The 24,075-nt window shown below is 71.4% G+C and carries 22 protein-coding genes; 12 read left to right on the top strand and 10 right to left on the bottom strand.

Going from position 1 to position 24,075, the window contains the following annotated elements:
* The first annotated feature begins 69 nt into the window (after nucleotides 1–69).
* Genes RB614_RS42985 through RB614_RS42975 form a run of 3 tightly spaced genes read left to right on the top strand, consistent with a single transcriptional unit; the run spans nucleotide 70 to nucleotide 3,535 of the window.
* The gene (locus RB614_RS42985; RefSeq protein ID WP_308718494.1) at nucleotides 70–909 is read left to right on the top strand and encodes an acetoacetate decarboxylase family protein; all 840 of its coding nucleotides are present in this window, start codon (nucleotides 70–72) and stop codon (nucleotides 907–909) included.
* Nucleotides 909–2,348 (top strand): aldehyde dehydrogenase family protein, encoded by a 1,440-nt coding sequence (locus RB614_RS42980; protein WP_308718493.1) that lies wholly within the window; start codon nucleotides 909–911, stop codon nucleotides 2,346–2,348. Before RB614_RS42985 ends, RB614_RS42980 begins: the two co-directional genes overlap by 1 nt.
* Nucleotides 2,345–3,535, top strand: a complete 1,191-nt coding sequence (locus tag RB614_RS42975; RefSeq protein ID WP_308718492.1) for a CaiB/BaiF CoA transferase family protein — start codon at nucleotides 2,345–2,347, stop codon at nucleotides 3,533–3,535. The genes RB614_RS42980 and RB614_RS42975 overlap by 4 nt, the downstream gene beginning before the upstream one ends.
* Before the next feature lie 47 nt (nucleotides 3,536–3,582).
* Here RB614_RS42975 and RB614_RS42970 read toward each other — a convergent pair whose 3' ends face one another.
* Complete coding sequence (locus RB614_RS42970; RefSeq protein ID WP_308718491.1) at nucleotides 3,583–5,175, bottom strand: ABC transporter substrate-binding protein; 1,593 nt, start codon at nucleotides 5,173–5,175, stop codon at nucleotides 3,583–3,585.
* Between the two features lie 110 nt (nucleotides 5,176–5,285).
* Nucleotides 5,286–6,920 carry a thiamine pyrophosphate-binding protein gene (locus RB614_RS42965; RefSeq protein WP_308718490.1) on the bottom strand — a complete coding sequence of 545 codons (1,635 nt, stop codon included), beginning with the start codon at nucleotides 6,918–6,920 and terminating at the stop codon, nucleotides 5,286–5,288.
* A 120-nt stretch (nucleotides 6,921–7,040) separates the two neighbouring features.
* On the opposite strand from RB614_RS42965, the gene RB614_RS42960 reads away from it, so the two are divergent.
* The 4 genes from RB614_RS42960 to RB614_RS42945 all read left to right on the top strand — a co-directional run bounded on the left by RB614_RS42960 (nucleotide 7,041) and on the right by RB614_RS42945 (nucleotide 10,777).
* A complete protein-coding gene (locus tag RB614_RS42960; RefSeq protein WP_308718489.1) occupies nucleotides 7,041–7,982 on the top strand; it encodes an ABC transporter permease in 942 nt (313 codons plus the stop codon).
* Nucleotides 7,979–8,875, top strand: a complete 897-nt coding sequence (locus RB614_RS42955; protein ID WP_308718488.1) for an ABC transporter permease — start codon at nucleotides 7,979–7,981, stop codon at nucleotides 8,873–8,875. Before RB614_RS42960 ends, RB614_RS42955 begins: the two co-directional genes overlap by 4 nt.
* Nucleotides 8,875–9,888, top strand: coding sequence for an ABC transporter ATP-binding protein (locus RB614_RS42950; protein ID WP_308718487.1), 1,014 nt, complete (start codon nucleotides 8,875–8,877; stop codon nucleotides 9,886–9,888). Before RB614_RS42955 ends, RB614_RS42950 begins: the two co-directional genes overlap by 1 nt.
* A gap of 73 nt (nucleotides 9,889–9,961) precedes the next feature.
* Entirely contained in the window at nucleotides 9,962–10,777 is an 816-nt protein-coding gene (locus tag RB614_RS42945; RefSeq protein WP_308718486.1) for an ATP-binding cassette domain-containing protein, read from the top strand.
* 9 nt (nucleotides 10,778–10,786) lie between these two features.
* Here RB614_RS42945 and RB614_RS42940 read toward each other — a convergent pair whose 3' ends face one another.
* The gene (locus RB614_RS42940) at nucleotides 10,787–11,587 is read right to left on the bottom strand and encodes an enoyl-CoA hydratase/isomerase family protein (RefSeq protein WP_308718485.1); all 801 of its coding nucleotides are present in this window, start codon (nucleotides 11,585–11,587) and stop codon (nucleotides 10,787–10,789) included.
* Between the two features lie 52 nt (nucleotides 11,588–11,639).
* Between RB614_RS42940 and RB614_RS42935 the strand changes: the two genes are divergently transcribed.
* Nucleotides 11,640–12,188, top strand: coding sequence for a nuclear transport factor 2 family protein (locus tag RB614_RS42935; RefSeq protein ID WP_308718484.1), 549 nt, complete (start codon nucleotides 11,640–11,642; stop codon nucleotides 12,186–12,188).
* On the top strand, nucleotides 12,185–13,219 hold the full coding sequence (locus RB614_RS42930; protein ID WP_308718483.1) for an LLM class flavin-dependent oxidoreductase: 1,035 nt from the start codon (nucleotides 12,185–12,187) through the stop codon (nucleotides 13,217–13,219). Before RB614_RS42935 ends, RB614_RS42930 begins: the two co-directional genes overlap by 4 nt.
* 13 nt (nucleotides 13,220–13,232) lie before the next feature.
* On the opposite strand, the gene RB614_RS42925 is transcribed toward RB614_RS42930, so the two are convergent.
* The 5 genes from RB614_RS42925 to RB614_RS42905 form a co-directional block, all read right to left on the bottom strand.
* On the bottom strand, nucleotides 13,233–14,117 hold the full coding sequence (locus RB614_RS42925; protein WP_308718482.1) for an enoyl-CoA hydratase-related protein: 885 nt from the start codon (nucleotides 14,115–14,117) through the stop codon (nucleotides 13,233–13,235).
* Between the two features lie 13 nt (nucleotides 14,118–14,130).
* Entirely contained in the window at nucleotides 14,131–15,711 is a 1,581-nt protein-coding gene (locus tag RB614_RS42920; RefSeq protein ID WP_308718481.1) for an AMP-binding protein, read from the bottom strand.
* A gap of 16 nt (nucleotides 15,712–15,727) precedes the next feature.
* Nucleotides 15,728–16,939, bottom strand: a complete 1,212-nt coding sequence (locus RB614_RS42915; protein WP_308718480.1) for a cytochrome P450 — start codon at nucleotides 16,937–16,939, stop codon at nucleotides 15,728–15,730.
* Nucleotides 16,940–17,151: 212 nt separating this feature from the next.
* A complete protein-coding gene (locus tag RB614_RS42910) occupies nucleotides 17,152–18,255 on the bottom strand; it encodes a hypothetical protein (protein WP_308718479.1) in 1,104 nt (367 codons plus the stop codon).
* Between the two features lie 357 nt (nucleotides 18,256–18,612).
* Entirely contained in the window at nucleotides 18,613–19,335 is a 723-nt protein-coding gene (locus RB614_RS42905) for an SDR family oxidoreductase (protein WP_308718478.1), read from the bottom strand.
* A 103-nt stretch (nucleotides 19,336–19,438) separates the two neighbouring features.
* On the opposite strand from RB614_RS42905, the gene RB614_RS42900 reads away from it, so the two are divergent.
* Nucleotides 19,439–20,278, top strand: a complete 840-nt coding sequence (locus tag RB614_RS42900) for a LysR family transcriptional regulator (protein ID WP_308718503.1) — start codon at nucleotides 19,439–19,441, stop codon at nucleotides 20,276–20,278.
* Between the two features lie 29 nt (nucleotides 20,279–20,307).
* Here the strand turns inward: RB614_RS42900 and RB614_RS42895 are convergent, their stop codons facing one another.
* Nucleotides 20,308–21,429 (bottom strand): FAD-dependent oxidoreductase, encoded by a 1,122-nt coding sequence (locus RB614_RS42895; RefSeq protein WP_308718477.1) that lies wholly within the window; start codon nucleotides 21,427–21,429, stop codon nucleotides 20,308–20,310.
* A gap of 87 nt (nucleotides 21,430–21,516) precedes the next feature.
* Here RB614_RS42895 and RB614_RS42890 point away from each other — a divergent pair, with 87 nt between their 5' ends.
* On the top strand, nucleotides 21,517–22,212 hold the full coding sequence (locus RB614_RS42890) for a TetR/AcrR family transcriptional regulator (RefSeq protein ID WP_308718476.1): 696 nt from the start codon (nucleotides 21,517–21,519) through the stop codon (nucleotides 22,210–22,212).
* Here RB614_RS42890 and RB614_RS42885 read toward each other — a convergent pair whose 3' ends face one another.
* The gene (locus tag RB614_RS42885; protein WP_308718475.1) at nucleotides 22,213–22,785 is read right to left on the bottom strand and encodes a hypothetical protein; all 573 of its coding nucleotides are present in this window, start codon (nucleotides 22,783–22,785) and stop codon (nucleotides 22,213–22,215) included.
* Nucleotides 22,786–23,157: 372 nt separating this feature from the next.
* Here RB614_RS42885 and RB614_RS42880 point away from each other — a divergent pair, with 372 nt between their 5' ends.
* The gene (locus RB614_RS42880) at nucleotides 23,158–24,051 is read left to right on the top strand and encodes an IS982 family transposase (protein WP_308717983.1); all 894 of its coding nucleotides are present in this window, start codon (nucleotides 23,158–23,160) and stop codon (nucleotides 24,049–24,051) included.
* The last annotated feature ends 24 nt before the right edge of the window (nucleotides 24,052–24,075 follow it).

Here is a 24,075-nt window from a genome sequence, read left to right as displayed (position 1 = left end):
AGGCGACGAGAGCGACCTAAGTATGATAATGAATAGCAGCATATTCCGCCACGTCGCCGGAGGTGCCCGTTGACCATCTATCGCATGCCGGTCGGCTTCGGCCCGTCGCTCGGGCCACGGCAGGGCCCGGACGGGCGCCGCTTCAACGGCGAGCATTCCCGGGCCACCGTCCTCACCGTCGAGTACCTCACCGACGCGGACGCGATGGCCGCCCTGCTCCCGCCCGGGTTCACCCCGGCGCCGGAGCCGGTCGTGTCCGTGAACGTGCACTACAACCACAGCCTCGCCTGGCTGGCCGGCCGCGCCTACAACTACATCGAGGTGCTGTTTCGCAGCACGTTCGAGGGGGAGCGGGACCGGGTCGAGGGCAACTTCGTCGCGGTGATGTGGGAGAGCCTCGCCGACCCGATCATCGCCGGCCGGGAGGAGGTCGGGCACCCCAAGCTCTTCGCCGACATCCCCGACCCGGCGGTCACGGCGCAGGGGACCACGTTCGAGGCGAGCTGGTTCGGCTACCGCTTCTGCACCGTACGGTTCGACGGGCTGTCCCTGCCGCCCTGGCCGGCCGACCGGGAGGAGCGGGCGCTGGCCGAGCCGCCAGCGACCGGTCTCGCCGGACTGCCCCGGCTGAACCACAAGTACATCCCCAACTCGGCGGACCTCACCCTGCCCGACGTGTCGTACGTGGTGATGATGCCCGCCGGCCTGTACGAGCACCGGGTGCTCGACTCGTGGAAGGGGAGCGGGTCGGTGGAGTTTCGGGAGGCGCGCTGGGAGGACCTGCCGACGATGGCGAACATCGCCACCGCCATGGCGCGACTGCCGGTGCGCGAGTGGCGGGGCGCGTCGATGGTCCGCACCCTGCGCGCCTTCAACGACCTGCGGGACGTGATGCGGGTGGTGTCGTGATGGGCGCCGACCTGCTGGCCGTTCCGGCGGTGATCGGTGGCGCGGAGGTCACCGGGGACGACGCGTTCCTCGACCTCGACCCGTCCACCGGAAAGCCGTTCGCCCGCGCTGCCCGGCTCGGGCCGGCCGAGGTCGACCGCGCGGTGGCGGCCGCCCGGGAGGCGACGGCGGCGGCCCGGCGGATGAGTGCCGAGACGCGGGCCGGCCTGCTGATGCGCCTCGCCGAGCTGATCCGGCGGGACCACGACCGGCTGACCGACCTGGAGACCCGCGACGTCGGCAAGCCGCGCCGGCAGGCCGCCGCCGACGTCGTCGTGGTGGCCCGCTACTTCGAGTTCTACGCGGGCGTACTGCGCGCGCTGCACGGCGACACGCTGCCGCCGATGGAGGGCCTGTTCGCGTACACCCAGCGGGAGCCGTTCGGGGTGACCGCGCACATCACGCCGTGGAACTACCCGCTGCAGATGGTCGGCCGCACTCTCGCTCCCGCCCTGGCCGCCGGCAACTGCTGCGTGGTCAAGCCGGCCGAGGACACGCCGGTGACCGCCGTGGAGATCGCCCGGCTGGCGCTGGAGGCCGGGATGCCGCCCGGCATGGTCAACGTGGTGCCGGGCCTCGGACCCGAGGCGGGCGCCGCGCTCGCCGCGCACCCCGGCGTCGACCACATCTCGTTCACCGGCTCGCGGCCGGTCGGCGCCGAGGTCGCCGCGGCGGCCGCCCGCAACGTCGTACCGGTGGTGCTGGAGCTGGGCGGCAAGTCGCCCAACATCGTCTTCGCCGACGCCGACCTGGACCGGGCGGTACCGCTGATCGCCAACGCGATCCTGCAGAACTGCGGCCAGACCTGCTCGGCCGGTTCACGGGCCCTGGTCCACGTGGACGTGCACGCCGAGTTCGTCGCCCGGCTGCGGGAGCGGTTCGAGGCGGTCAGGATCGGGCCGGGCGCGGCCGACCCCGACCTCGGCCCGCTCATCAACGCCAAGCAGCGGGACCGGGTCGCGGCACTGGTCCGTACCGGCTCCGGCGAGGCCGACCTGGTCACCGGCGGTGCGGTTCCCGACGAGCCGGCGCTCGACGGGGGCTTCTTCTTCCGGCCCACGCTCTTCGACCGGGTCCCGCCGGACGCGGTGATCGCCCAGGAGGAGATCTTCGGGCCGGTGCTGGCGGTCACCCCGTTCCGCACCGACGAGGAGGCGGTCGCGCTCGCCAACGGCACCGAGTACGGCCTCGTCGCGGCGCTGTGGACCCGTGACGTCGGCCGGGTGCACCGGCTCGCCGGCGAGATCCAGGCCGGCCAGGTGTTCGTCAACACCTACGGCGCCGGCGGGGGCATCGAGCTGCCGTTCGGCGGGCGCAAGCGCTCGGGCCACGGCCGCGAGAAGGGCTTCGAAGGGCTGCTCGGGTACACCCAGACCAAGACGGTGGTGATCGGGCTGTGAGCGAGCCGGCCCTGCCGCTCGACGGTGTGCTGGTGGTGGCGTGCGAGCAGGCGGTCGCCGCGCCACTGGCAACCCGGCACCTCGCCGACCTCGGCGCCCGGGTGGTCAAGATCGAGCGGCCCGGGCGGGGCGACTTCGCCCGCGACTACGACGCCACCGTGCACGGCCAGTCCAGCCACTTCGTCTGGCTCAACCGGTCCAAGGAGAGCGTCACGCTCGACCTCAAGCAGCCGGCCGCGATCGAGGTGGTGCGGCGGCTGCTCGGCCGGGCCGACGTGTTCGTGCAAAACCTGGCGCCGGGCGCGGCCGACCGGCTCGGCCTCGGCCCGGCGGAGCTGCGACGGCGGTACCCGCGGCTGGTGGTCTGCTCGGTCTCCGGGTACGGGCCGGACGGGCCGTACCGGGACGCCAAGGCGTACGACGCGCTGATCCAGGCCGAGGCGGGGCTGCTCTCCATCACCGGCACCGAGGAGCACCGGGCCAAGAGCGGCATCCCGGTGGCCGACATCGGCGCCGGGATGTACGCGTTCAGCGCGATCCTGGCCGCCCTGTACGAGCGCGAGCGGACCGGCCACGGGGCGGCGGTGGAGGTGAGCCTCTTCGACAGCCTCACCGAGTGGATGGGCTTCCCGCTCTACTACACCCGGTACGGCGGCACCCCGCCCCGGCGCACCGGCGCGCACCACGCGGCGATCGCGCCGTACGGCGTGTTCGGCACCGGCGACGGCGGCGAGGTCATGCTGGCGGTGCAGAACGAACGCGAGTGGCGGGTCTTCGCCGCGGAGGTGCTCGGGCGGCCGGAGCTGGCCGGCGACGAGCGGTTCGCGACCGGGCCGGCACGGGTGCGCCACCGCGCGGCGCTCACCGCGGCGATCGACGAGGTGTTCGGCACGCTCACCGTGAAGCAGGCGGTCGACCGGTTGAACGCCGCGGGGATCGCCAACGGCCAGGGGCGCGAGGTCGGCGACGTGTGGTCGCACCCGCAGCTGCTCGAGCGCTCCCGGCTCTCCGATGTGGACACACCGGGCGGTCCGGTGGCCGCGCTGCTGCCGCCGATCGGGCTGCCCGGACGGCGGCCGCGGATGGAGCCGGTCCCCGCGCTCGGCGCGCACACGGAAGCCGTACTCGCTGAATTGTCCTATTCGGAGGGTGAAGTCGCCGCGTTGCGCGCCGCCGGCGTGGTCTGAAAGCCGGAGGGCCGGCACCTCACCAGAGGTGCCGGCCCCCTTGTTTTTCAGGCGCTCGCGGTCACGCGGAGCTCGCCCAGCTCGGGCAGGCCCTGCCACAGCCCGCGGAACGTGTCGTCGGCGCCGAGCACCTTGGCGTCCCGGATCCACAGGTGCTGCGAGGAGCAGATCTGCGCGAACCACGCCTGGTCCGAGGCGATCTCCTGGATCTGCTGGTAGATCGCCGCGCGCTCGGCGTCGGACTTGCGTGGGTCGACGCCCTGCGCGGCGAGCTGGCTGATCTGCTGGCCGGCCGCGCCGCCGCCGCGGATGGCGAGGTTGGCGCCGCCGAGCAGGTAGTTGGCGACCAGCACGCTCGGGTCGGCGCCCGGGATCATGCCGGTCACGACCGCCTGCGACGTACCGGCGTTGAAGCGGGTGAACGCCTCCGCCTGCGGCACCGGGCCGAGCTTGGCGTCCAGCCCGATCTTCGTCAGCGCGGTCTGGATCGCGGTGGCCGCCGGCTCGTACGCGCTCTGGGCGCCGAACTCGATCGTGACGGTCTTGTTGGTCACGCCGGAGGAGGCGACGAGGTCCTTCGCCTTCTGCTCGTCGAACGTGTACTTGTTGTCGAGCTTGCGGCTGCTGGCCCAGAACCCGTTCTCGTACGGCTGGTAGTTCGGTACGCAGGCGCCGCCGTACAGGCCGTTGCCGATGCTCTCGCGGTCGACCGCGTAGTTGATCGCCTGCCGGACCTGCTGGTTGTCCAGCGGGGGCATGGCCGCGTTGAGGAAGAGCCAGTACGAGATCCGCACCGTGCGGGTGTACCCCTTCATCACGCCCTGGTCGATCAGCTTCTGCGTGGTGGGCACGTCGACGCCGGTGATCTGGGCCAGGTCGAACTGCCCGGCCCGCAACCCGTTGACCCGGGCCGCGGTCGACGCCACGAACGTGACCGTCATGGTCTTCGCCCGCTCGGGGATGCCGCCCCAGTAACCGTCCACCCGCTCGAAGCTCACCGACTCGCCGGGCTTGAAGGCGCTCACCCGGTACGGACCCGAGCCGCCGTCGAGCGTGACCGGGTCGAGCCCGAAGTCGGCCGAGCCACCCAGGATCTTGGGGCTGACCATGAACCCGGGGTAACCGGCGAGCGCGGTCGGCAGGTCGGCGCCGCGGCCGGCCACGAGTTGGAGGCGGACCGTCGCCGGGTCGACGACGGTGACGCCGTCGACGGAGGCGAGCTGCGGGGCGACCCGGGTGCCCTGCACGGTCTTCGCCCGCTCGACGTTGAGCTTCACGACCTCGGCGTCGAAGGGGGTGCCGTCGTGGAACTTCACCCCGGTACGCAGCTTGAGCTCCAGGTAGCTCCCGTCGGGGGCGAACGACCACGCCTCGGCGAGCTGGGGCTCGAGCTTGGTGCCGTCGGTGCTGAGCCGCAGCAGCCGGTCGTACACCGCCGTGAAGTAGGCGAACTCCGCGGGCGTGGGCGCCTTGTGCGGGTCGAAGGTGGCGGCGCCACCCGAGAACGCGATGTTGATGTTGCCGTTGGGGTCCTCGGCGGCCGAGGGGTCGGCGGAGTCGGGGTCACCCGCGCACGCGGCGGCGAACGCCAGCAGCGCGGCACCGACCACCGCGAAGGTCCGTCGATGCAATCCACGCATGGACTTCACCCGTCTGTCAGAGTGACTGTACTAATCATGCTCATGATTAGGCTCGTATGTCGGCAACGTCAACAACCTTTCCGTGGCGAAACCCAACCGTGACCTGCGGATCAGCGGCGGTGTTGCTCCCGCTCGGTTGGGGTGAGCGCGGGATCGAGGTGTACGTCGATCAGCAGCGGGCGGTCCCGGTCGGCGATCAGCTTCGGCAGCCGGTCGAGGTCGGCCAGGTTGCGTACGGTGAAGCCACGGCCGCCGAGCGACTCGGCGACGCCGGCGAAGTCGGGCCAGTCGAACATCGACAGCGACGGGTCGCGGCCGTGGTTGACGAAGTGCACGTACTCCGGCCCGTAGCAGCGGTTGTTGAAGACCACGGCGATCAGGTCCACGCCGGCCCGGACGGCGCTGTTGAACTCGACCAGCCCGCCGAGCATGAAGCCGCCGTCGCCGCAGAGCATCAGCGCGGGGCGGTGCGGGGCGCCGACGGCCGCGCCGATCGCGTTGCCCATGCCGAGCCCGATCGAGCCGAAGTTGACGCCGAGGACGAATGCCTCCGGCTCCGGCACGTGCAGGATCTTCAGCGCGTTGAAGATGAACTGCCCGCCGTCGGTGACCAGCGTCCGGTCGGCCGGCACCGCCTCTTCCAGCCGGCGCAGGACCGTGCGCTCGTCAACCGTCTCGCCGCTGCTCTGGTCGGTGTAGTCGCCCGGGTCGTACCCGGCCAGCTTCGCGGCGAGCGCCGGCGAGCGGAAGGCGGTCGCCGGGACCTCCGCCTCGTCCAGCCAGGCCGCGATCGTCTCGGCGACCGCGCCCGCGTCGCCGACGATGCCGGCCGCCACCGGGCCGTACCGGCCGATCGCGCCGCGGTCGAGGTCGCACTGTACGACCGCCTTGCCGTCGAGGTACGCGCCGACCGCGGTGGTCCACTTGTTGAGGCTGGCCCCGAACGCGATCACGCAGTCGGCGTCGAGGATCGCCTCCACCGCCGGCGCGGTGGAGAGCGTGCCGAAGATGCCGAGGTCGAACGCCTCGCCCCGGAAGAGGTCCTTGCCCTTGAGGGTGGTGGCCAGCGGCGCGCCCAGGCGGTCCGCGAGGCGCAGCAGGGCCGCGCGGGCCCGGGGCGACGTGGCGCCGCGCCCGGCGAGCACGAGCGGGCGGCGGGCCGAGGCGATGACGCCGATGGCGCTGTCGAGCGCGGCGGGGTCGGGGCCGGGAGCCTGCGCGGGTACGGGAAGCACGTCCACGCGCTCGTACCCGCTCTCCTGCCAGACGAAGTCGACGGGAACGTTGAGCACGATCGGCCGGCGCTCGACGTCCGCCCGGCGCAGGGCGGTGCCGAGGTCGGTCACGGCCGTCTCGATCGCGCGTACCTGCTCGAAGCCGACCCCGGTGCCGAGGACGACGGCGCGCTGGTCGACGGCTTGGATGTGCTCGGTGTCGACGACCGGCGTGTCGCCGGCGATCAGGACCAGCGGCGTACGGCTGCGCACGCCCTCGATCAGCGCGGTGACGGTGTTGGTGAAGGCTGGCCCGTGCGTCACCGTGGCCACCCCGATCCGTCCGGTGACGCTGGCGTACCCGTGGGCCATCAGCACGGCGCCGGCCTCGTGCGCGGCGGAGACGTACGTACCCCCGCACTCCCGGATGAAGTGGTCGACGAGGAAGAGGTTGGCGTCGCCGGTCAGGCCGAAGAGCGTGTCGACGCCGTTGTCGGCGAGGGCGCGTGCGAGTGCGTCGTGGAGTTTCATGAGGGTGCCGACCTCCGTGTTCGCGGCGTGGGGTGTGGTTGACACCACTCATTACTAGCGTAATCATGAGCAGAGATTGGTCAACCCGCCTCTTCGTACGCGTAACGGGAGCTCAGGACCGTGGCTCAACTGGCGCTCCGGCGCGTCCTCACCGCGATTCCGATCCTGCTCGTGGTCTCGTTCGTCGTGTTCGCGATGGTCGCGCTGATCCCCGGCGACCCGGCGGCCGTGCTCGCCGGCGAGAACGCCACGCCGGAGCAGATCGCCGAGGTACGCGCCTCGCTCGGCCTCGACGACCCGCTCCTCGTGCGGTACTGGGACTGGCTCTGGTCCGCCCTGCACGGCGACCTCGGCCAGTCGCTGCGCACCGGGCAGAGCGTCGGCGAGATCCTCGGCTCGCACGTCACGATCACGCTGTCGCTGGTGCTCGTCACGCTCGTCATCGCCACGCTTCTCGGCCTGGCCGCCGGCATCGTCGCCGCGGCCCGCGCCGGCGGCCTGCTCGACCGGGCGCTCACCGGGCTCTCCGCGGTCGCCGTGGCGCTGCCGCCGTTCTGGGTCTCACTGCTGCTGGTGCTCTTCTTCGCGGTCAACGTCCGGCTCTTTCCGGCCGTCGGGTACGTCTCGCTCACCGAGTCGCCGTCGCAGTGGCTGAGCCACCTGTTCCTGCCGGCGCTCGCGCTCGCCGCGCTCCCCGCCGCCGAGCTGGCGCTCCAGCTCAAGGACACGCTCACCGCCGAGCTGCGCCGCGACTACGTGCTCACCGCCATGGCCAAGGGGCTCTCCAAGCCGAAGATCCTCTTCAAACACACGCTCCGGAACGCCGCCATCCCGGTCACGACCGTGCTCGGGTACCGGACCGCGCAGCTGATCGGCGGCACCGTCACCGTCGAGGTCGTCTTCGTCATCCCCGGGCTCGGCTCCACCGCGGTCTCCAGCGTCCAGGCCCGCGACGTCACCGTCCTGTTAGGACTCGTCGTGCTCACCACCCTCGCCGTCGTCGTGATCAATCTGCTCGTCGACATCTCGTACGGCTACCTCAACCCGAAGGTGCGATCGTGACCGCGACCATCCCCGGGGCCGAGCCCGCCGCCGTCCCGGCCCGGCGTCGCGGCGAGCTGGTACGGCGGTTCGCCCGCCACCGGCTGGCCGTCGGCTCGCTGCTCTTCCTCCTGCTGCTCGTGCTGGTGGCACTGCTCGCCCCGCTGCTCGCGCCGTACGACCCGAACGCGCAGGACCTGATGGCGCGGCTGCGCGCGCCCAGCGGAGCGCACTGGCTCGGCACCGACGAGTTCGGGCGCGACGTGCTGTCCCGGGTCATGTACGGCGCGCGCGTCTCGATGGTCGCCGCCGCCGAGGCGCTGATCGTCGCGGCCGGCATCGGCGCGCCGTTCGGCATGGTCGCCGGCTTCACCGGACGGTGGGTCGACGGCCTGCTCAGCCGCTTCTTCGACGGGCTGATGAGCGTTCCGGCGCTGATCCTCGCGCTGACCCTGGTCGCGGTGCTGGGGCCGGGCCTGACCAACGCGATGTTCGCCGTCGGCGTCGTGTTCGCCCCGCGCTACTTCCGGGTGGCCCGGGCGGTCACGCTGGAGCTGCGCAAGGAGACGTTCATCGAGGCGTCCGAGGCGCTCGGCGCCACCGGGACCCACACGGTGCTGCGGCACATCGTCCCGAACATCATGTCGCCGCTCGTCATTCAGGCGTCGGTGCTGCTCGGTACCGCCGTCACCGCCGAGGCGAGCCTGAGCTTCCTCGGGCTCGGCGTGCGGCCGCCGCAGGCGAGCTGGGGTTCGATGCTCTCCGGCGCCTACTCGTACGCGGCCGACGCGCCGCACCTCGTCTACGTGCCCGGGTTGATGATCACGCTGACCGTGCTCGCGTTCACCCTCGCCGGCGACGGCCTGCGCGGTGCGCTGGGGCAGCGGACGACCGTGGTCGCGGAGGGAGTCTGATGGCGACTGATGGGCCACTGCTCGACGTGCGCGGGCTCTCGGTCAGCTTCCCCGCCCCGCGGGGCGAGCGCCTCACGGTCGCCTCCGGCGTCACGTTCGACGTCGGCGCCGGCGAGGTGGTCGGCCTGGTCGGCGAGTCGGGCTCCGGCAAGACGGTCTCCTCGCTCGCCATCTCCGGGCTCGTCGCCGCGCAGGGCGGCCGGGTCGAGGGGTCGGCACGGCTGGACGGCACCGAGCTGGTCGGCCTGCCGGAGAAGGAGCTGCGGCAGCTGCGCGGCGCGCGGGTCAGCATGGTCTTCCAGCAGGCGATCCGGAGCCTCAACCCGGGTCTGACCGTCGGCGAGCAGATCGCCGAGACGGTACGCCGGCATCGCCAGGTCAGTCGCAAAGCGGCCTGGGACCGGGCGGTCGAGATGCTGGACCGGGTCGGGATCGCCAACCCCTCGGCGCGCGCCCAGGAGTACCCGCACCAGTTCAGCGGCGGCATGTGCCAGCGGGTGATGATCGCGATGGCGCTCTGCTGCGACCCGCGGCTGCTGATCGCCGACGAGCCGACCACCGCACTCGACGTGACGGTGCAGCGGCGCATCCTCGACCTCCTGCTCGAACTCCGCGCCGAGCAGGACATCGCGATCCTGTTCATCACCCACGACCTCGGGGTGATCGCCGAGATGTGCGACCGGGTGGTGGTGATGTACGCCGGCGAGGTCGTCGAGCGGGGCACCATGCTCGACCTGTTCCGCCGGCCCCGGCATCCGTACACCCAGGGCCTGCTCGATGCGATCCCCCGTGGCCGTGGGCGGCGGCTGGTCTCGATCCCGGGCACCGTGCCGCCGCCGATGGCGCTGCCGAGTGGCTGCCGGTTCGCCGCGCGCTGCCCGTACGCGGAGCCGGGGCGGTGCGACGCCGAGCACCCGCCGCTGCGCCAGGTCGGCGACGGGTCTTCCGGCACGCGGGAGGCGCGTTGCGTACGGGCCGAGGAACTCGAACTCTCCGGGGTGGTGACCGCATGAGCGGAGCGAGCGAATCATCAAGTTCAGCGCGCGTGGGGGCCTCATGCCCGCCCGCAGCGAAGCGAGGACGGGCATGAGCCTGCTCGAGGTCAGAGGGCTCGGCAAGAGGTACGTGACGAAGCGGTCGTTCTTCGGCCGCGCGGTGGACCGGCTGGTGGCCGTCGACGACGTCAGCTTCTCGGTCGAGGCCGGCGAGACGTTCGCGGTCGTGGGGGAGTCGGGCGCCGGCAAGTCGACCACCGGCCGGCTGGTGCTGCGCCTGATCGAGCCGGACCGGGGCTCGATCGTGTTCGACGGTACCGACGTGGGCTCGCTGTCCCGCCGCGACTTCCGCCCGTACCGCCGGCGGATGCAGATGGTCTTCCAGGACGCGTACGGCTCCCTGGACCCCCGCGTCACCGTGCACGACTCGGTGGCCGAGCCGCTCTACATCCACTTCCGCACCGGCCGGGACGAGCGGCTGGCGAAGGCGGCCGAGCTGCTGGAGCGGGTGGGTCTGGGCCGGCACCTGTTCGACCGCTACCCGGGGGAGCTCTCCGGCGGCCAGCTCCAGCGGATCGCGATCGCCCGCGCGCTGACCCTCAACCCGAGCCTGATCGTCTGCGACGAGCCGGTGGCCGCGCTCGACGTGTCGATCCGGGCGCAGGTGCTCAACCTGATGAAGGACCTGCAGGAGCAGCTCGGGCTGACGTACCTGTTCATCTCGCACGACCTGTCGCTGGTCGAGGCGATCGCCGACCGGATCGCGGTGATGTACCAGGGGCGCATCGTCGAGCAGGGCACGGTCGAGGAGATCTTCGGCAACCCGCGGGACGCGTACACGAAGCAGCTGCTGGCGGCGATCCCGAGCCCGGTGCCGCGGGCGCTGCGCGGGTCGCCGCTGCCCTGACCGCCTCGGTCAGGACGCCAGCGCGTCCCGGGGATCGGCCCAGTTTGGCGGCCGCTTCTCCAGGAACGCGCGCGGCCCTTCGAGGGAGTCGGGGTGCGGCCACTGGCCGGCGACCGCCTCCCAGGCCCGTTCCAGGTGGGGGGTGAGCGGCTCGCGGACCCGCCGGCGCATGAGCGCGAGCGACTTGCGCACGGCGGTCGGGGACTGGGCGGCGATCATCGCCGCGATCTCCTTCGCCCGGGGCAGCAGCTCGGCCGCGGGAACGACCTCGTTGACGATGCCGGCCTGGAGCGCCGTGGCCGCCGGCATCCGGTACCGGTTGCCGCACAGGGCCAGCATGAGCACCGGCCGGTACGGCCCCTTGGCGCTGAGCATGAGCGGCTCGGGGCCGCTGACCTGCCCCTGGGTCACGTGCGGGTCGGTAAACCAGGCGTCCTCGGAGGCGACCACGAGGTCCGCGTCGGCCACGAAGTTGAGCGCGCCGCCGACGCACATGCCGTTGACCGCGGCGATCACCGGCACGTCGACCACCCGGCCCGGGCAGAACCGCAGCGTGTCCAGGCCGAGCACCGGGCGGTTGCCGGTGCTCAGGTCGTCGGTGTCGGCCCCCGCGCTGAACGCCCGGCCGGCGCCGGTGAGGATGACGGCCCGGACCTCCGGGTCGTCGGCCACGCTCGGCCAGAAGGCGCGCAGGTCGTCCTGGAGCGTACGGCTGAGGGCGTTGAGCCGCTCCGGCCGGTTCAGCGTGACGACGAGGGCGTGGCCCTCGCGCTCCACGAGGAAGGTGCTGGGCCTGCTGGGGTCCGTCATGGCGCTCCTCGATCCGATCGGACAACTAACCATGCTCATGATAAACAAGGTTATGTTAGCGTGGCTCGGACGGTCGGACGACCTGAAGGGGCGGTGCAACGTGGCCGACACGCTCTCGGCGCGGATCCAGCGGGTGGAGGATCTGCTTGCGCTGCACGACCTCGTCGCCCGCTACTGCGTGCTCCTCGACGGCGGGCGCTGGGACGACCTGGCCGAGCTGTTCACCGCCGGGATCGACTTCGCCGGCGCGGTCGGGCGCGCGGAGGTCGTCCGCAACCTGCGCCGGGCCCGCACCGGCGTCGGCCGCTCGGTGCACACGCCACACACCCCGCTGCTCACCTTCGTCGACGACGACCACGCCACCGGGGTGGTACCGACCCACGCCGAGCTGGACATGGGCGGGACGCCGGTGGTCTGCGCCATGCGCTATGTGGACAGTTACGCGCGGGACGGCGGCCGGTGGCGGTTTGCCCGGCGGCGCGTCCGCTACCACTACGCGCTGCCCTGGGCGGAGCTGCCCCAGGCGCTCACCGACGAGTTCCCGGTCCGCTGGCCCGGTGCCCGGCCGATGCCCGCCGACGAGATGGACGGCGGCCGGTGAGCGTCACCTTCGGGTTCGGCATGATCAGCGCCCAGCGTGACCCGCGGGACCCGCGCACCGACGCCGACCTGTACGCCGCCCTGCTCGACCTCTGCGCCGACGCCGAGCGGCTCGGCTACGACGCGGTCTGGGTCACCGAGCACCACTTCGTCGACGACGGGTACATGCCCAGCCTGCTGCCGGTCTGCGCGGCGATCGCGGCCCGCACGTCCCGCATCCGGATCGGCACCGGTGTGGTCCTCGCCCCGCTCTACCATCCGCTCCGCCTGGCCGAGGACGCGGCCACCGTCGACCTGATCTCCCGTGGCCGCCTGGTGCTCGGGCTCGGCGCCGGGTACCGCGAGGAGGAGTTCGCCGGGCTCGGCGTGCCCCGAAAGGGGAGCACGGCAGCGCTGGAGGCGACCATCACCGCCCTTCGCCGGGCCTGGTCGGGGGAGCCGGTCACCGCCGGCGAGGGCGATCCGGTCCGGGTCACGCCAAGGCCGTACCCGCCGGATGGCCCGCCGATCTGGCTCGGCGCCCGCAAGCGGCCGGGCATCCGGCGCGCCGCCCGGATGGCACAGGGGTTGCTGGCCGCCCGGGTGACGCCGGACGAGTTCGCCGCGCAGGTACGGGTGCTGCGCGAGGAGATGGCGAGCCAGGGGCGCGACCCGTCCGGGATGTCCGTCGCCGTGCACTGCCCGGTGTTCGCCTGGCCCGGGCCGGGCGCCTGGGACCGGATCGCGCCGCACCTGCACTACCTGGAGTGGAAGTACGCCGACATGGTGAGTGTCCCCTATGGACAGCGCACCGGCACCGGCGCGCCGCCGCCCTTGACGCCGCGGGTCGAGGCGACCCTGCGCGCCGGCGCGCTGGTCGGCACCCCGGCCGCGGTCGCCGCGGCGGTCGCCGCGTACGCCCGAGCCGCCGGCGACCTGCCGTTCCACTTCGTCGCCCGGCTCTACTGGCCGGGCCTGGACCCGGTGGTGCAGCGCGAGGCGATGGCCGTCTTCGCCAGCGAGGTGATCCCCGCCCTCGCCGGCGGCGCCTGACCGGTCGTGCCGGTCAGCGCGGTGGGTCGGCGTCGAAGTCGGCGTCCCGCCAGGCCAGCGCCGCGCGCACGCCCTCGGCCTTGACGATCCGGCCGAACTCGGCGCTCGCCGCGGTCAGGTGAAACAGCGCGTCGAACTCGGCGCCGGCGAGCGCCGCCTCGCGCAGCCCCATCACCTCGGACCAGCGGTTGACCACGTGCTTGTGCAGGGTCAGCGCGTCCAGCGGGGTGTGCGCGATCCGCCGGCACAGCGCCATCGTCCGCGCGTCCAGCTCGTCGGGGGGAAGGACCTTGTTCACCAACCCGATCCGGTACGCCTCGTGCGCGTCGATCGGGTCGCCGGTGAAGAGCAGCTCCTTGGTACGCGCGGCACCGATCCGCATCGGCAGCATGCCCAGCGTCGGCGGGATGCCGAGCCCGCGCGCGGCGGGATGGCCGAAGAGCGCGTCGTCCGCCGCGTACGCCAGGTCGCAGACGCCGAGCAGGTCGAGCCCGCCGGCGAGGCAGATCCCGTGCACCTGGGCCACCACGGGTTTGCGGTACTGCCACAGGAACAGCCACCGCTCGATGCTCTCCCGCAGCCGCTCCCGGTCCCGTACCGCCGCCGACTCGCCGAGGCCGGCTGGCGCCGGGCGGTCGCCACCGGCGCGGGGTGGCGCGGCGTCGGCCACGCCGGAGTACACGGAGGCGGTGCTGGTCAGGTCGTACCCGGAGCAGAAGCCGGCGCCCGCGCCGCGCAGGCGGATCACGCGCACGTCGTCGCCCGGCTTGAGCGCGGCGAACGCCGCCTCCAGCTCGTCGCGGAGCTCGGCGCTGATCGCGTTGCGCTTCTCCGGCCGGTTGAGCGTGACGGTGGCGACCGGCCCGTCGACCGTGACCGCGATCGTGCGATAGCCCATCCCGAAAACCCCCTCAGCCGCGCCGCTCGTGCCGGGCCACCACGAGGCCCATCGCCTCGAGATCCCACAGATCCTCGTGTACGCCCTCGGCGAGGATTGCGTCCTTGCGGACCCGTCCCGTGGCGGTGCGCGGCATCGACGCGCGTACGTCGAGGTACCGGGGGAGGGCGAAGTACGGCAGCTTCGCCTTGAAGAACTCGAACCACTGCTCCGGCGTCGGCGCGGAGGCCGTCCGCAGCACGACGGAGAGCTTGATGTCGTCTTCGCCCAGCGGCGACGGCACCGCGGTCACCGCAGCCTCGGCCACCGCGGGATGCTGGCCGACCACCCACTCCAGCTGGTAGCAGGAGACGTTTTCGCCGCGCCGGCGGATCGCGTCCTTGGCCCGGTCGACGAAGACGAGCTGGCCGGCCGGGTCCATCGTGCCGAGGTCGCCGGTGTGGTGCCAGAGGTTGCGCATCGCTGCGACCGTCGCCTCCGGCCTGCCCCAGTAGCCGGAGTACATCGCGTTGGGGCGGCGCGGCCGTACCACGATCTCGCCGACCTGGCCGGGCGGCACCTCGCGATCCTCGGCGTCGACCACCCGCACCTCGTACAGGATGCTCTCGGTGCCCTCGGCGAACGGGACCCGGGTCGGGCGGTCGGCCTGGGAGATCGTGATCGGCACCGCCTCGGTCTGCCCGTACGCCTCCGCGTTGACCAGGCACCCGAAGCGTTCGGCGAACTCGACCTGCCGTTCGGCGCTCAGCGGCGCGAAGACGCAGAGCCGCAGCTTGTGGTCGCGGTCGGTGGGGGACGCCGGCCGGGCCAGGATCGCGGTCGCCATCGTGCCGAGGCCCCAGAGCATCGTCGCCTCCTCGGCGGCCGCCCGCGCCATGAACGTGGAGGCGTGGAACTCCGGCTCGATGACGATCGAGGCGTCGTTGACCAGCGCCGACATGAGCGTGTTGAGCTGGAGGCTGACGTGGAAGTGGGGAAACGCGGTGAGCACCCGGTCGCCGGGCACCACGAAGCCGGCCGGGCCGACCGCACGGCCGGCGTTGACGTAGTAGCCGTTGCTCAGCATGCAGCCCTTGGGCAGGCCGGTGGTGCCCGAGCTGTAGATGATGGAGACGAGGTCGGAGGCGCTCGCCGCGCGCCGGTCGAATGGGTCGGCACAGCCCGCCAGCGCGGCGTACGGCGTACCGCCCGGCCGAGGTTCGTCGAGCGTCACCACCGTCCGCACCGCGCTCTTGGCGAGGATCCCGTCCGCCATGGCCGCTCCCGGGCCGTCCACGACCAGCGTGGTGGCGCCACAGTCGGTCAGCTGGTACCGCAGGAACTCGCCGCGCAGGTGGTAGTTGAGCGGGACCAGGATCGCGCCGATCTTGGCGCAGGCGAAGAGCAGCTCGATCGCCTCCAGGCGGTTGAGGCAGACCACCGCCACCCGGTCGCCGGCCCCGACGCCGAGCCCCCGCAGCCCGGCCGCGACCCGGTCGGTGGCCGCCTCCAGCTCGCCGTACGTGACCCACGGCCCCTCGCCGATCTTCAGGAATGGCGTGTCCGGCAGCCGCTCGGCGTACCCGGCCAGCGTCCCGGCGACGGTGTCCGTCACATCCGGTCCATTCGGGTCATCCGACATCCCACCGCAGCGGCAGGGAGCGGAGGGTGAGCTGGCCCCCGCGTTCCATGATCGGATCAGTCGTCGCGATCTCGTAGTGGGGGATCCGGCGGTGCCACTCGGTGAGCGCGATCGCGAGCTCGTGCCGGGCCAGGTGCATACCCAGGCAGCGGTGGACGCCCGCGCCGAAGCTGAGGTGGTGGGCCGCGTTCGGCCGGTCGAGGTGGAAGGCGTCGGGATCGTCGAACTTGCGGGGGTCCCGGTTGGCGGACGCGAGGCCGAGCCAGACCACGTCGCCGGCGTCCATCGGGCAGCCGTGGAAGTCGACGTCCCGGCGAACCTTGCGGCCATCCTGAAACACCAGCGGGTACAGCCGGAGCAGCTCCTCGACCGCGCGCGGGACGCGGGCCGGGTCGTCGACGATCAGCTGCCGGTCGGCCGGATGGGTGGCGAGGTGGTGGAAGATGTAGCTCAGCGCGCTGCGGGTGGTGTCCAGCCCCGCGGCCATCAGCGTGAGGCAGACCGACAGCATGTCCTTGCGGCGCAACGGTTCGCCGTCGATCGTCATGAGCACCAGGTGGGTGAGGAAGTCAGACTCGCGGTCGCGTGGCGCCCGCAGCCGGTCGTCCAGCGCCGCGTCGAAGTAGTCGGTCATCTTGCCCCAGGCGCGGTGCGCCTCCTGGAGGTTGCTGCCGAAGAAGCCGGCGAAGACGGCCTCGACCCAGGTGACGAACTGCTTGCCGTCCTCGACCGGCAGCCCGAGGGTGGCGAGGAACATGTCGGTCGGGAAGCGGATCGCGAAGTCGGAGACCATGTCACACCCGCCGCGTGGGGCGAGCTCGTCGAGCATCGCCGCGCAGTGGCTGACCACCAGCGGCTCCAGGCGGCGGACCGCCGCCGGCGAGAAGAAGCGGTTGAGCTGCTTGCGAAGCTTGGTGTGCTCGGGCGGGTCGAGCAGCTGCGGCAACAGGTCGAAGCCGCGCCGCGGGTCCATCGCGTTGACGACCTCGTTGCCGAACGTGTCCGGCTCCTGCAGCGCCTCCAGCACGTCGGCGTAGCGGGTGACCATCCAGAACGGCACCGGCGTGAACTCCGCCCGGAGGATGGGCGCCGCCTCCCGGTCCCGGTTGAGCAGCGCGTAGTGCTCGTGCACCGGCCGGTCGATCCGGTAGTCGGTGCGCACGACCGGACAGCCGGCGTTCGTCCCCTGGTCGGCGGTCATCACATCAACTCCCGGGCATTGACCTTTCCTATGATTATCATGAATTCGGTGGCCCGTCGAGCGGCTGGGCCAGCGACCGCCACCACGTCCGACGCGCGGGCGGGTCGGCCACCCGCACACCGGCACGACCAGACACCGGCGAGCGGTGTCCACTCTTACCTCCGGTGACGACCAGATCGCGGCATGAGAGTAGCTCTCTGGACAGCCTGTGATCATGCCAGCGTGCGGTATCCGGCGCCGGCTACGTTGGCGGCGTCGGAGATCCAGCTTCCCGTCGCTTTCGCGGCGTCTTCCAAGGCCGCGAGCGCTCGGTTCGGTTCAGCCTCGACGTCGTCGTCCTCGGGCTTCGCTTTCACTGGAATGGCCAAGTGTGCGGGGAACTCGTCTGGAGCATCAGCGAACGCGACCCGGGCGGCGTCGACCACCTCCCGGCCGAACAGGAAGCGCGTGACCCCTCCTGCCAGGGCTCCGACTCCGTACTCGATCGCTGCCTGCTGCTTCCCACTCAGGTTGAGGCGCACGGTGTCCAACTGGCCTGTCTGGATGGTGCCAACCAGGCTCTGCGCCGCGCCCCCGGGAAGCATGGCCGCTAGTGTGTTCGCCCAGTGCGACCAGTCGCTGCGACCGGCAGCAATCACACGTCCAACGCCAACGGCACCACCCGTCGACACGCTTGCCAGGTCGGTTGCCATCGCCGCGATCTGCTGCTGGCTGACACGCCCGTTCGACAGTCCGTAGACCAAGGCGTGAGCCTGCTCTTTGTCGAGGTCCATGTCGTGGATGTCGGCGATGGCGAGCCCGAAGATCGCCGTGATCTCGAACTGGAGCTGCTCGGCGCCTGCCGGCAGCAGCGCCGCGACCCGTCGAGCTCCGGCCGTCGCGGCTCCGCGCGCTGCGTTCCTGGCAGCCGCCTTCGCGGCTTGCTTACCGGCGGCCTTCGCAGCCTCCTTACCCGCCTTCTTCGCTGCCTGCTGGCCCGCGCTCTTGGCACCGGCTGCGGCGGCTCCAGCGACGGGAATCAATGCGATCCCGACATCAGCCACGATCGCGCCGGCGGCGATGACCGCACCCGCAGTGCTGATGGCCGTGACGTACTGGCGCTCAAGCAGCCGGATCACATCGGCGGGCGTCGCACCCGGATTCCGGCGGCGGACTCGCATGACGTACCTGCGAGCGATCGAATGCCGAACGCTGACCGCCTTCGCGATACCTCTCGCCGCCTCCACCTCGACAAGTTCAGCCTCGAACGTGCCCTCGCCCGCGTCGGTCAATCGAACCTTCTCCTCCGGCTCCTGAACCATCACCACACCGCCCATCGGACGGCCGACTCGCCCAGCCTGTACCTCCTCCCGACATCCGCATGTGACGCCACCACACACAAAGTGCCGGACGCGGCCACACTGACCGATCGCGCCAGGCCACCATCCACAACGATCACGACAACTCCCAGCGGAGCGGCCCCGTGCACGGTTGCCAAGGCCACAGGACCGAGCCGCGGCAACCTTCAACGCAAGACGACAGCATGGCGATTCTTGCCAGCCGCCGCCCGGAATCGCTCCTTCGATCAGCTCGCCTACACAGCCAACAAAGCCACAGATGGCTGGACCAGCCGCCGAGCGCAACCGCCGAGATGATGTCACCCGCCAGGCCGGCACCGTCGCTGGCCGCCGGTGTCACCAGGGGATGACGCCGTCGTCGTTGAAGAAGGACCCGGTCGGGCCGCCGTCGGGCAGCGTGGCGAGACGGATCGCTATGGTCGCCGCCTGCCGGGCGGGACGCCCCTGGAAACCGGTGAAGTCGGTGGCGACCAGGCCCGGGCAGGCGGCGTTGACGAGGATGTTCGTGCCGGCGAACTGGCGTGCGTAGTGGACGGTGACGGCGTTGAGGTACGACTTCGTCGGCGAGTAGGCCGCCATGATCGGGCCGACGTCGATTTTCGGGTCGGACTGCCAGGTCATCGAACCGACGCTGCTGGAGATGTTGACGATGCGCGGCGACGGCGAGCGCCGCAACAACGGCAGCATCGCGTTGGTCACCCGGATCACGCCGAAGACGTTGGTGTCCACGACCGCGCGGACGACGTCGAGGTCGAGCGCGGTCGGGTCCTGCACCCATCCCGGTCCGGTCTCTCCGGAGATGCCGGCGTTGTTGACGAGAACGTCCAGGCGTCCGATCAGTTCCGTGGCCTCGGCGACGCTCCGGTAACTGGTGACGTCGAGTGGGACCGCGAACGCGTCCACCCCAGCGGCGTGCAGCGTCTTCACGGCCGCCTCGCCCCGGCCCTCGTCGCGCGCCCCCACCGCCACGCGGTAGCCCATCGCGCCCAGCCCTGCCGCTATCTCGTATCCGAGGCCCTTGTTCGCGCCGGTCACCAGCGCGGTCTTCGTGTCGCTCATGGCCTTGATGCTGGCCCGCCGGCGAGCGCGGTCCCAACACCGATCGGGTGCGCTGTCATACCCGCCGGGTATCACCGCGCAGTACCGTCGTGCGGTGGACACGCTGGAGACCCGCGAGCTCAGGTACTTCGTCACCGTCGCGGAGGAACTGCACTTCAGCCGGGCCGCGAAGCGCCTCGGCATGGCTCAACCGCCCCTGTCCCGGGCGATCCGGCAGCTCGAACGGCGCCTCGGTGTCACCCTGCTCGAACGCAACCGCAGCGGCGTCATGCTCACCGGTGCGGGGCACGTGCTGCTCGGCGAGGCCCGCGGCATCCTCGACGCGGCCGCCGCGGCCACCCGCCGTACCCGCCGTGCCGCCTCCTCCACCAACCGCCTGACCCTGGCGACGAAGGCCGGCGCGAACCACGAACTACTGCGGAAGCTTCTCGACGCCCACGCCGCCGAACCCGGCGCGGCCGAGATAGAAGTGCTGCTGTGCGGGATGGGAGACCAGGCGCGGATGCTGCGTGACGGCCGCGCCGACGTGGCACTGATGCAGCGGCCCTTCGACGCCCTCGCCGGCTTCGACACCGAAGACCTGCATACCGAACAGCAGGTCGCCGTGCTGCCCGCGGTGCATCCGCTCGCCGCTCGTACGTCGCTGACCATGGCTGACATCAGCGACGTACCGGATCTGCCGGTCGCCCGCTGGCCCCGCCAGGACGGCACCTACGAACCCGGCCCCGGCCCCGAGATCCACGACCAGTCGCAACTGGCCCAGCTGATCGCGCTCGGGCACACCGTGGCGGTCATCTGCGCCTCCTCCCGAGCATGGCTGTGGAGCGCACACGCTGCCATACCCCTGACCGACGCGCCGCACGTGACCACCGTCCTCGCCTGGCCCTCGCAGAGCCGCTCCCAAGCCGTCGCCAGCCTCGTCCGCACGGCATCCCAGCTGTAACAAGGCCGTAGTCGACGCCATGCGCGCGGTCATGATGCCGGCTCGGCCTCGTTCATCATCGCGACCCAGCTGTGCGGCGCGTCGCCGCCGAGCATGAGGTCGAAGATGTCCTCGCCTCCTGCTTCGGCGCCGGCGCGCGGAAACATGGCCTGCTCGTACTCGGCGAGTGCGGCCTCGACGTCGTCGGGATGCGCGGCGATGGCCTGGCCGAGCTCGGCTCCGTCCTGCATGGCCAGGTTGGCACCTTCACCGTTCGGGGGAGCGAGGTGGGCGGCGTCGCCGATCAGGGTCACCCCGGGCACTCGATCCCAGCGGTGCCCGACCGGCAGTGTGTAGAGCGGGCGCACGACCGGCGCGGTGTCGCTGTCAGCGATCAGCGCGGTCAGCTCCGGCGCCCACCCGTCGAACTCGGCAACGACCTGCGCCGACACAGCGGCTCCATCGGCGCCGGCGAGCCAGTCCGGTGCTGCCTTGAGCTGTGCGTACGTGTGCAGGGTGCCGCCGGCTTCCCGGTACACGAGGAGGCCCTTGCCCGGCGCGAGCGCGAACAGCGACCCGGCGCCGACCGCCTCCGCGGTGGCGCGATGGCGGGTGTCCCCGTCAAACAGGAAGTACTCGACGGAGGTGACGCCCACGTACTCCGGTGTGGCCGCGGAGAGCAGTGGGCGGATCCGCGACCACGCCCCGTCGGCCCCGACCAGCAAGCTGGTAACGACGGTCGCGCCGCCGGTGAAGCGCAGCTCATGGCGGCCCTCGCCGAGCGCCTGCGCGCCGCTGACCTTGCGTCCCCATCGCACGATGCCGTCCGGAAGCGAGTCCAGCAGCATCTGCCGCAGCGCGCCGCGCGGCACCTCCGGACGCTCGCCCGTGCCGTCGTCGGGTCGGTCGAGCAAGACGGTCCCCGCCCGATCCAGCACCCGGTAGGACTCGCGGCCGGGCAGGACGAGGCTGCGAAACTCCTCGATCAAGCCGGCCGCCTCGAGTGCCGGCTGACCGTTCCAGGGGTGGATGTCAAGCAGGCCACCCTGGGTGCGCGCGGTCGCCGAGGCCTCCGCTTCGTAGACCGTGACCGGAACGCCATGAACGTGCAGGACGCGGGCCAGGACGAGACCGCCGAGACCAGCTCCGACGACGGTGACCGGTGTAGCCATTGTGCTCCTCCGAACCTTTTGGATTGCCGCTCCAATGAAGCTAGCACAGGTTTGGAGCGACGATCCATTCGTGGCAGAATGGGGCTCATGGCGACCAAGCCCCGACGGGCTCCCCGACGCACGGAGGCGCTCTCCCGGGACGTGATCGTCAAGGCGGCCATCGAAATACTCGACGCCGAGGGCGAAGACGCCCTGACCCTCCGGGCGCTCACCGTGCGCCTGACCACCGGGTACGGGGCGATATACCACCACGTCGCGGACCGCGGCGACCTGCTCGCGGCGGCCACCGACGACGTCGTCGCTCGCCTGCTGGCCGACCTGGTCGCCGACGCCGAGCCGCGGCAAGCGCCGCGTGCCCTCGCGCTCGGCCTGTTCGACGCGATCGTCGCCCACCCCTGGGTCGGTGCCCAGCTCAACCGAGAGCCTTGGCGGCCGGCACTGTTGGACATCTACGAGCGGGTCAGCGAGCAGTTGCAGGCACTCGGCGTGCCTGACCGAGCGCTGTCCGACTCCGCCAGCGTGCTCGTGAGCTACATCCTCGGCGTCGCCGGGCAAAACGCCGCCAACGCCCGTGCCCTCGCCGCCAGCAAGATGGACCGATCGGCTTTCCTCGCCACCGTCGCCGCCCGGTGGTCGCGGCTCGACCCCGTCAAATACCCATCCGTGTACAAAGCCAGGACCCATCTGCGCGAGCACAACGACCGCCAGCAGTTTCTCGTCGGCGTCGACGTCATCCTCGCCGGCATCGAGACCGTCAACCGTGCGGGCGCCCGCCCAGCGTGATCAGAGCCCGGCCGCGGCGTCGTAGCGGCGGCGCACGTCGGCCATCTCCGAGTCGGGCAGCGCCTCCTTGAGCGCCATCTCCGCGTACTTGTCCGGAAACATCTCCCGCAGCCGGTCGACGAACCTGACGCCGGCGGTGGCCTCGACCACCTGGATGCCCGCGGGTTCGCTGGACATGTCCATGATCAGGGGGCCGGCCAGCTTGACGGCCACGTCCCAGGGACTGTTGTGCTCGACGACCCCGCAGAAGTGGAAGCCGTAGACCGTCCGCACCTCGGCGAGCGTGGTGACCCCGGCCGGCTCGTAGCCGTAGACGCGGACGCCGCAGACCACGGCGGGCTGCCCGGTGGCCGCCTGCTGGACGTCGTGCCCGGCGTGGTTGTGCTGTCCCGGGTCCGCCTGTTCGAGCGTGGTGCGCATCCGGGCCAGGATCTGACCCCGCAGGTCGGCCGGCTCCGCCCGCGAGTCGGCCGCGTTGACCCAGACGGCCACGCTGGCCGAGACCGCCAGGACCACTGCGATCCACACGAAGCGGTTGCGGTACCAGCCCGCGAAACTCTCCCGGGAAATCATGATCTGCTCTCACCTCGTCGCCGGTTCGGTGGGCTGGCGGACCGCATCGGACGGCGCGGAAAGCCGGCCCGGGAAATAGGTATCCGTCGTGGGGATGGCCCGGCGCTGCGATGCTCCCGTGCTGGCCGTTTCCAGCGCGGTTGCCCCCGCGCTGCGGCGATGTGTGCCATTCCAACATGCTTGGACCCACTTCGACAACATCGACGGTCCTCAGTGTTGCCCGGACCCGACCGACCCTCACACCCCGCGGCCGCCGGCCCTCGTCTGGGCCCGGCGCAGCCCGGCAAGGTTTTTCGAAACAGGGCCTAGACGAGTAGTTCCGATGTCGGGGGTCGATGCGAGGGCATGAGGGAGGGTGTCGATGATCATGTTGTGACGCAAGACCTCGACACCCTCTTGACCGCACTTTACGTGAAGATCGATGACACGATCCGGACGCCGCGATGGTTGGGCCGGCCGCCGCTGCTGACCGACTCCGAGCTGGTCTGCCTGGCCGTGGCCCAGGTCCTGCTCGGCGCCCGGTCGGAGGCGCACTGGATCCGCTACGCCCGGATCCATCTACGCGCCTGGTTCCCCTACCTGCCACAACGCCCCGGCTACAACAAGCGGCTCCGTGCCGCCCTGCCGCTGATCAAGAAGACCATCCGGGACCTGGCCCGTGACAGCGACTTCTGGTTCGACAACCACTGGATCGTCGACTCCACCCCGATCCCGTGCGGCATGTCCCGCCCGACGGTGAAACGCTCGGACCTGGCCGGGTGGGCCGGATACGGCTACTGCGCCTCCCACTCACGGTTCTTCTGGGGCCTGCGCCTGTATCTGGTGTGCACCCCGACCGGGATGCCGATCATGTGGGCCCTGGCCAACCCGAAGATCGGCGAACGGGAGGTCCTCGCCGCGATGCTCGAGGTCGAAGCCGGCGTGGTCGCCGAGCACACCGGCATCCTGATGATCAGCGACAAGGGCTTCGCGTCCAAGACACTCGAGCGGGACCTGGCCGAGCAGGGTATCCAGTTGCTGCGGCCCTCTCGCAAGCGGGACAAAGCCCGCTACGGCGAGGCGCTGCTCAAGAAGGTCCGGCAGCTGATCGAGTCGGTCAACGACACCCTCAAAGGTCAACTCGACCTCGAACAACACGGCGGACGGACCTTCACCGGAGTCGCCGTCCGCATCGCCCAACGCCTACTGGCCATGGCCGCCGCGATCTGGCACAACAACAAGACCGGCGCACCGATCACCCGGTCACTGATCGCCTACGACCACTGACCGACATCGGAACTACTCGTCTAG

Source organism: Phytohabitans maris (assembly GCF_031085175.1).
In the GTDB taxonomy this organism is placed as follows: domain Bacteria; phylum Actinomycetota; class Actinomycetes; order Mycobacteriales; family Micromonosporaceae; genus Phytohabitans; species Phytohabitans maris.
Note: the sequence above shows the minus strand (reverse complement) of the source record. Positions and strands in the feature narration are given on the sequence as shown.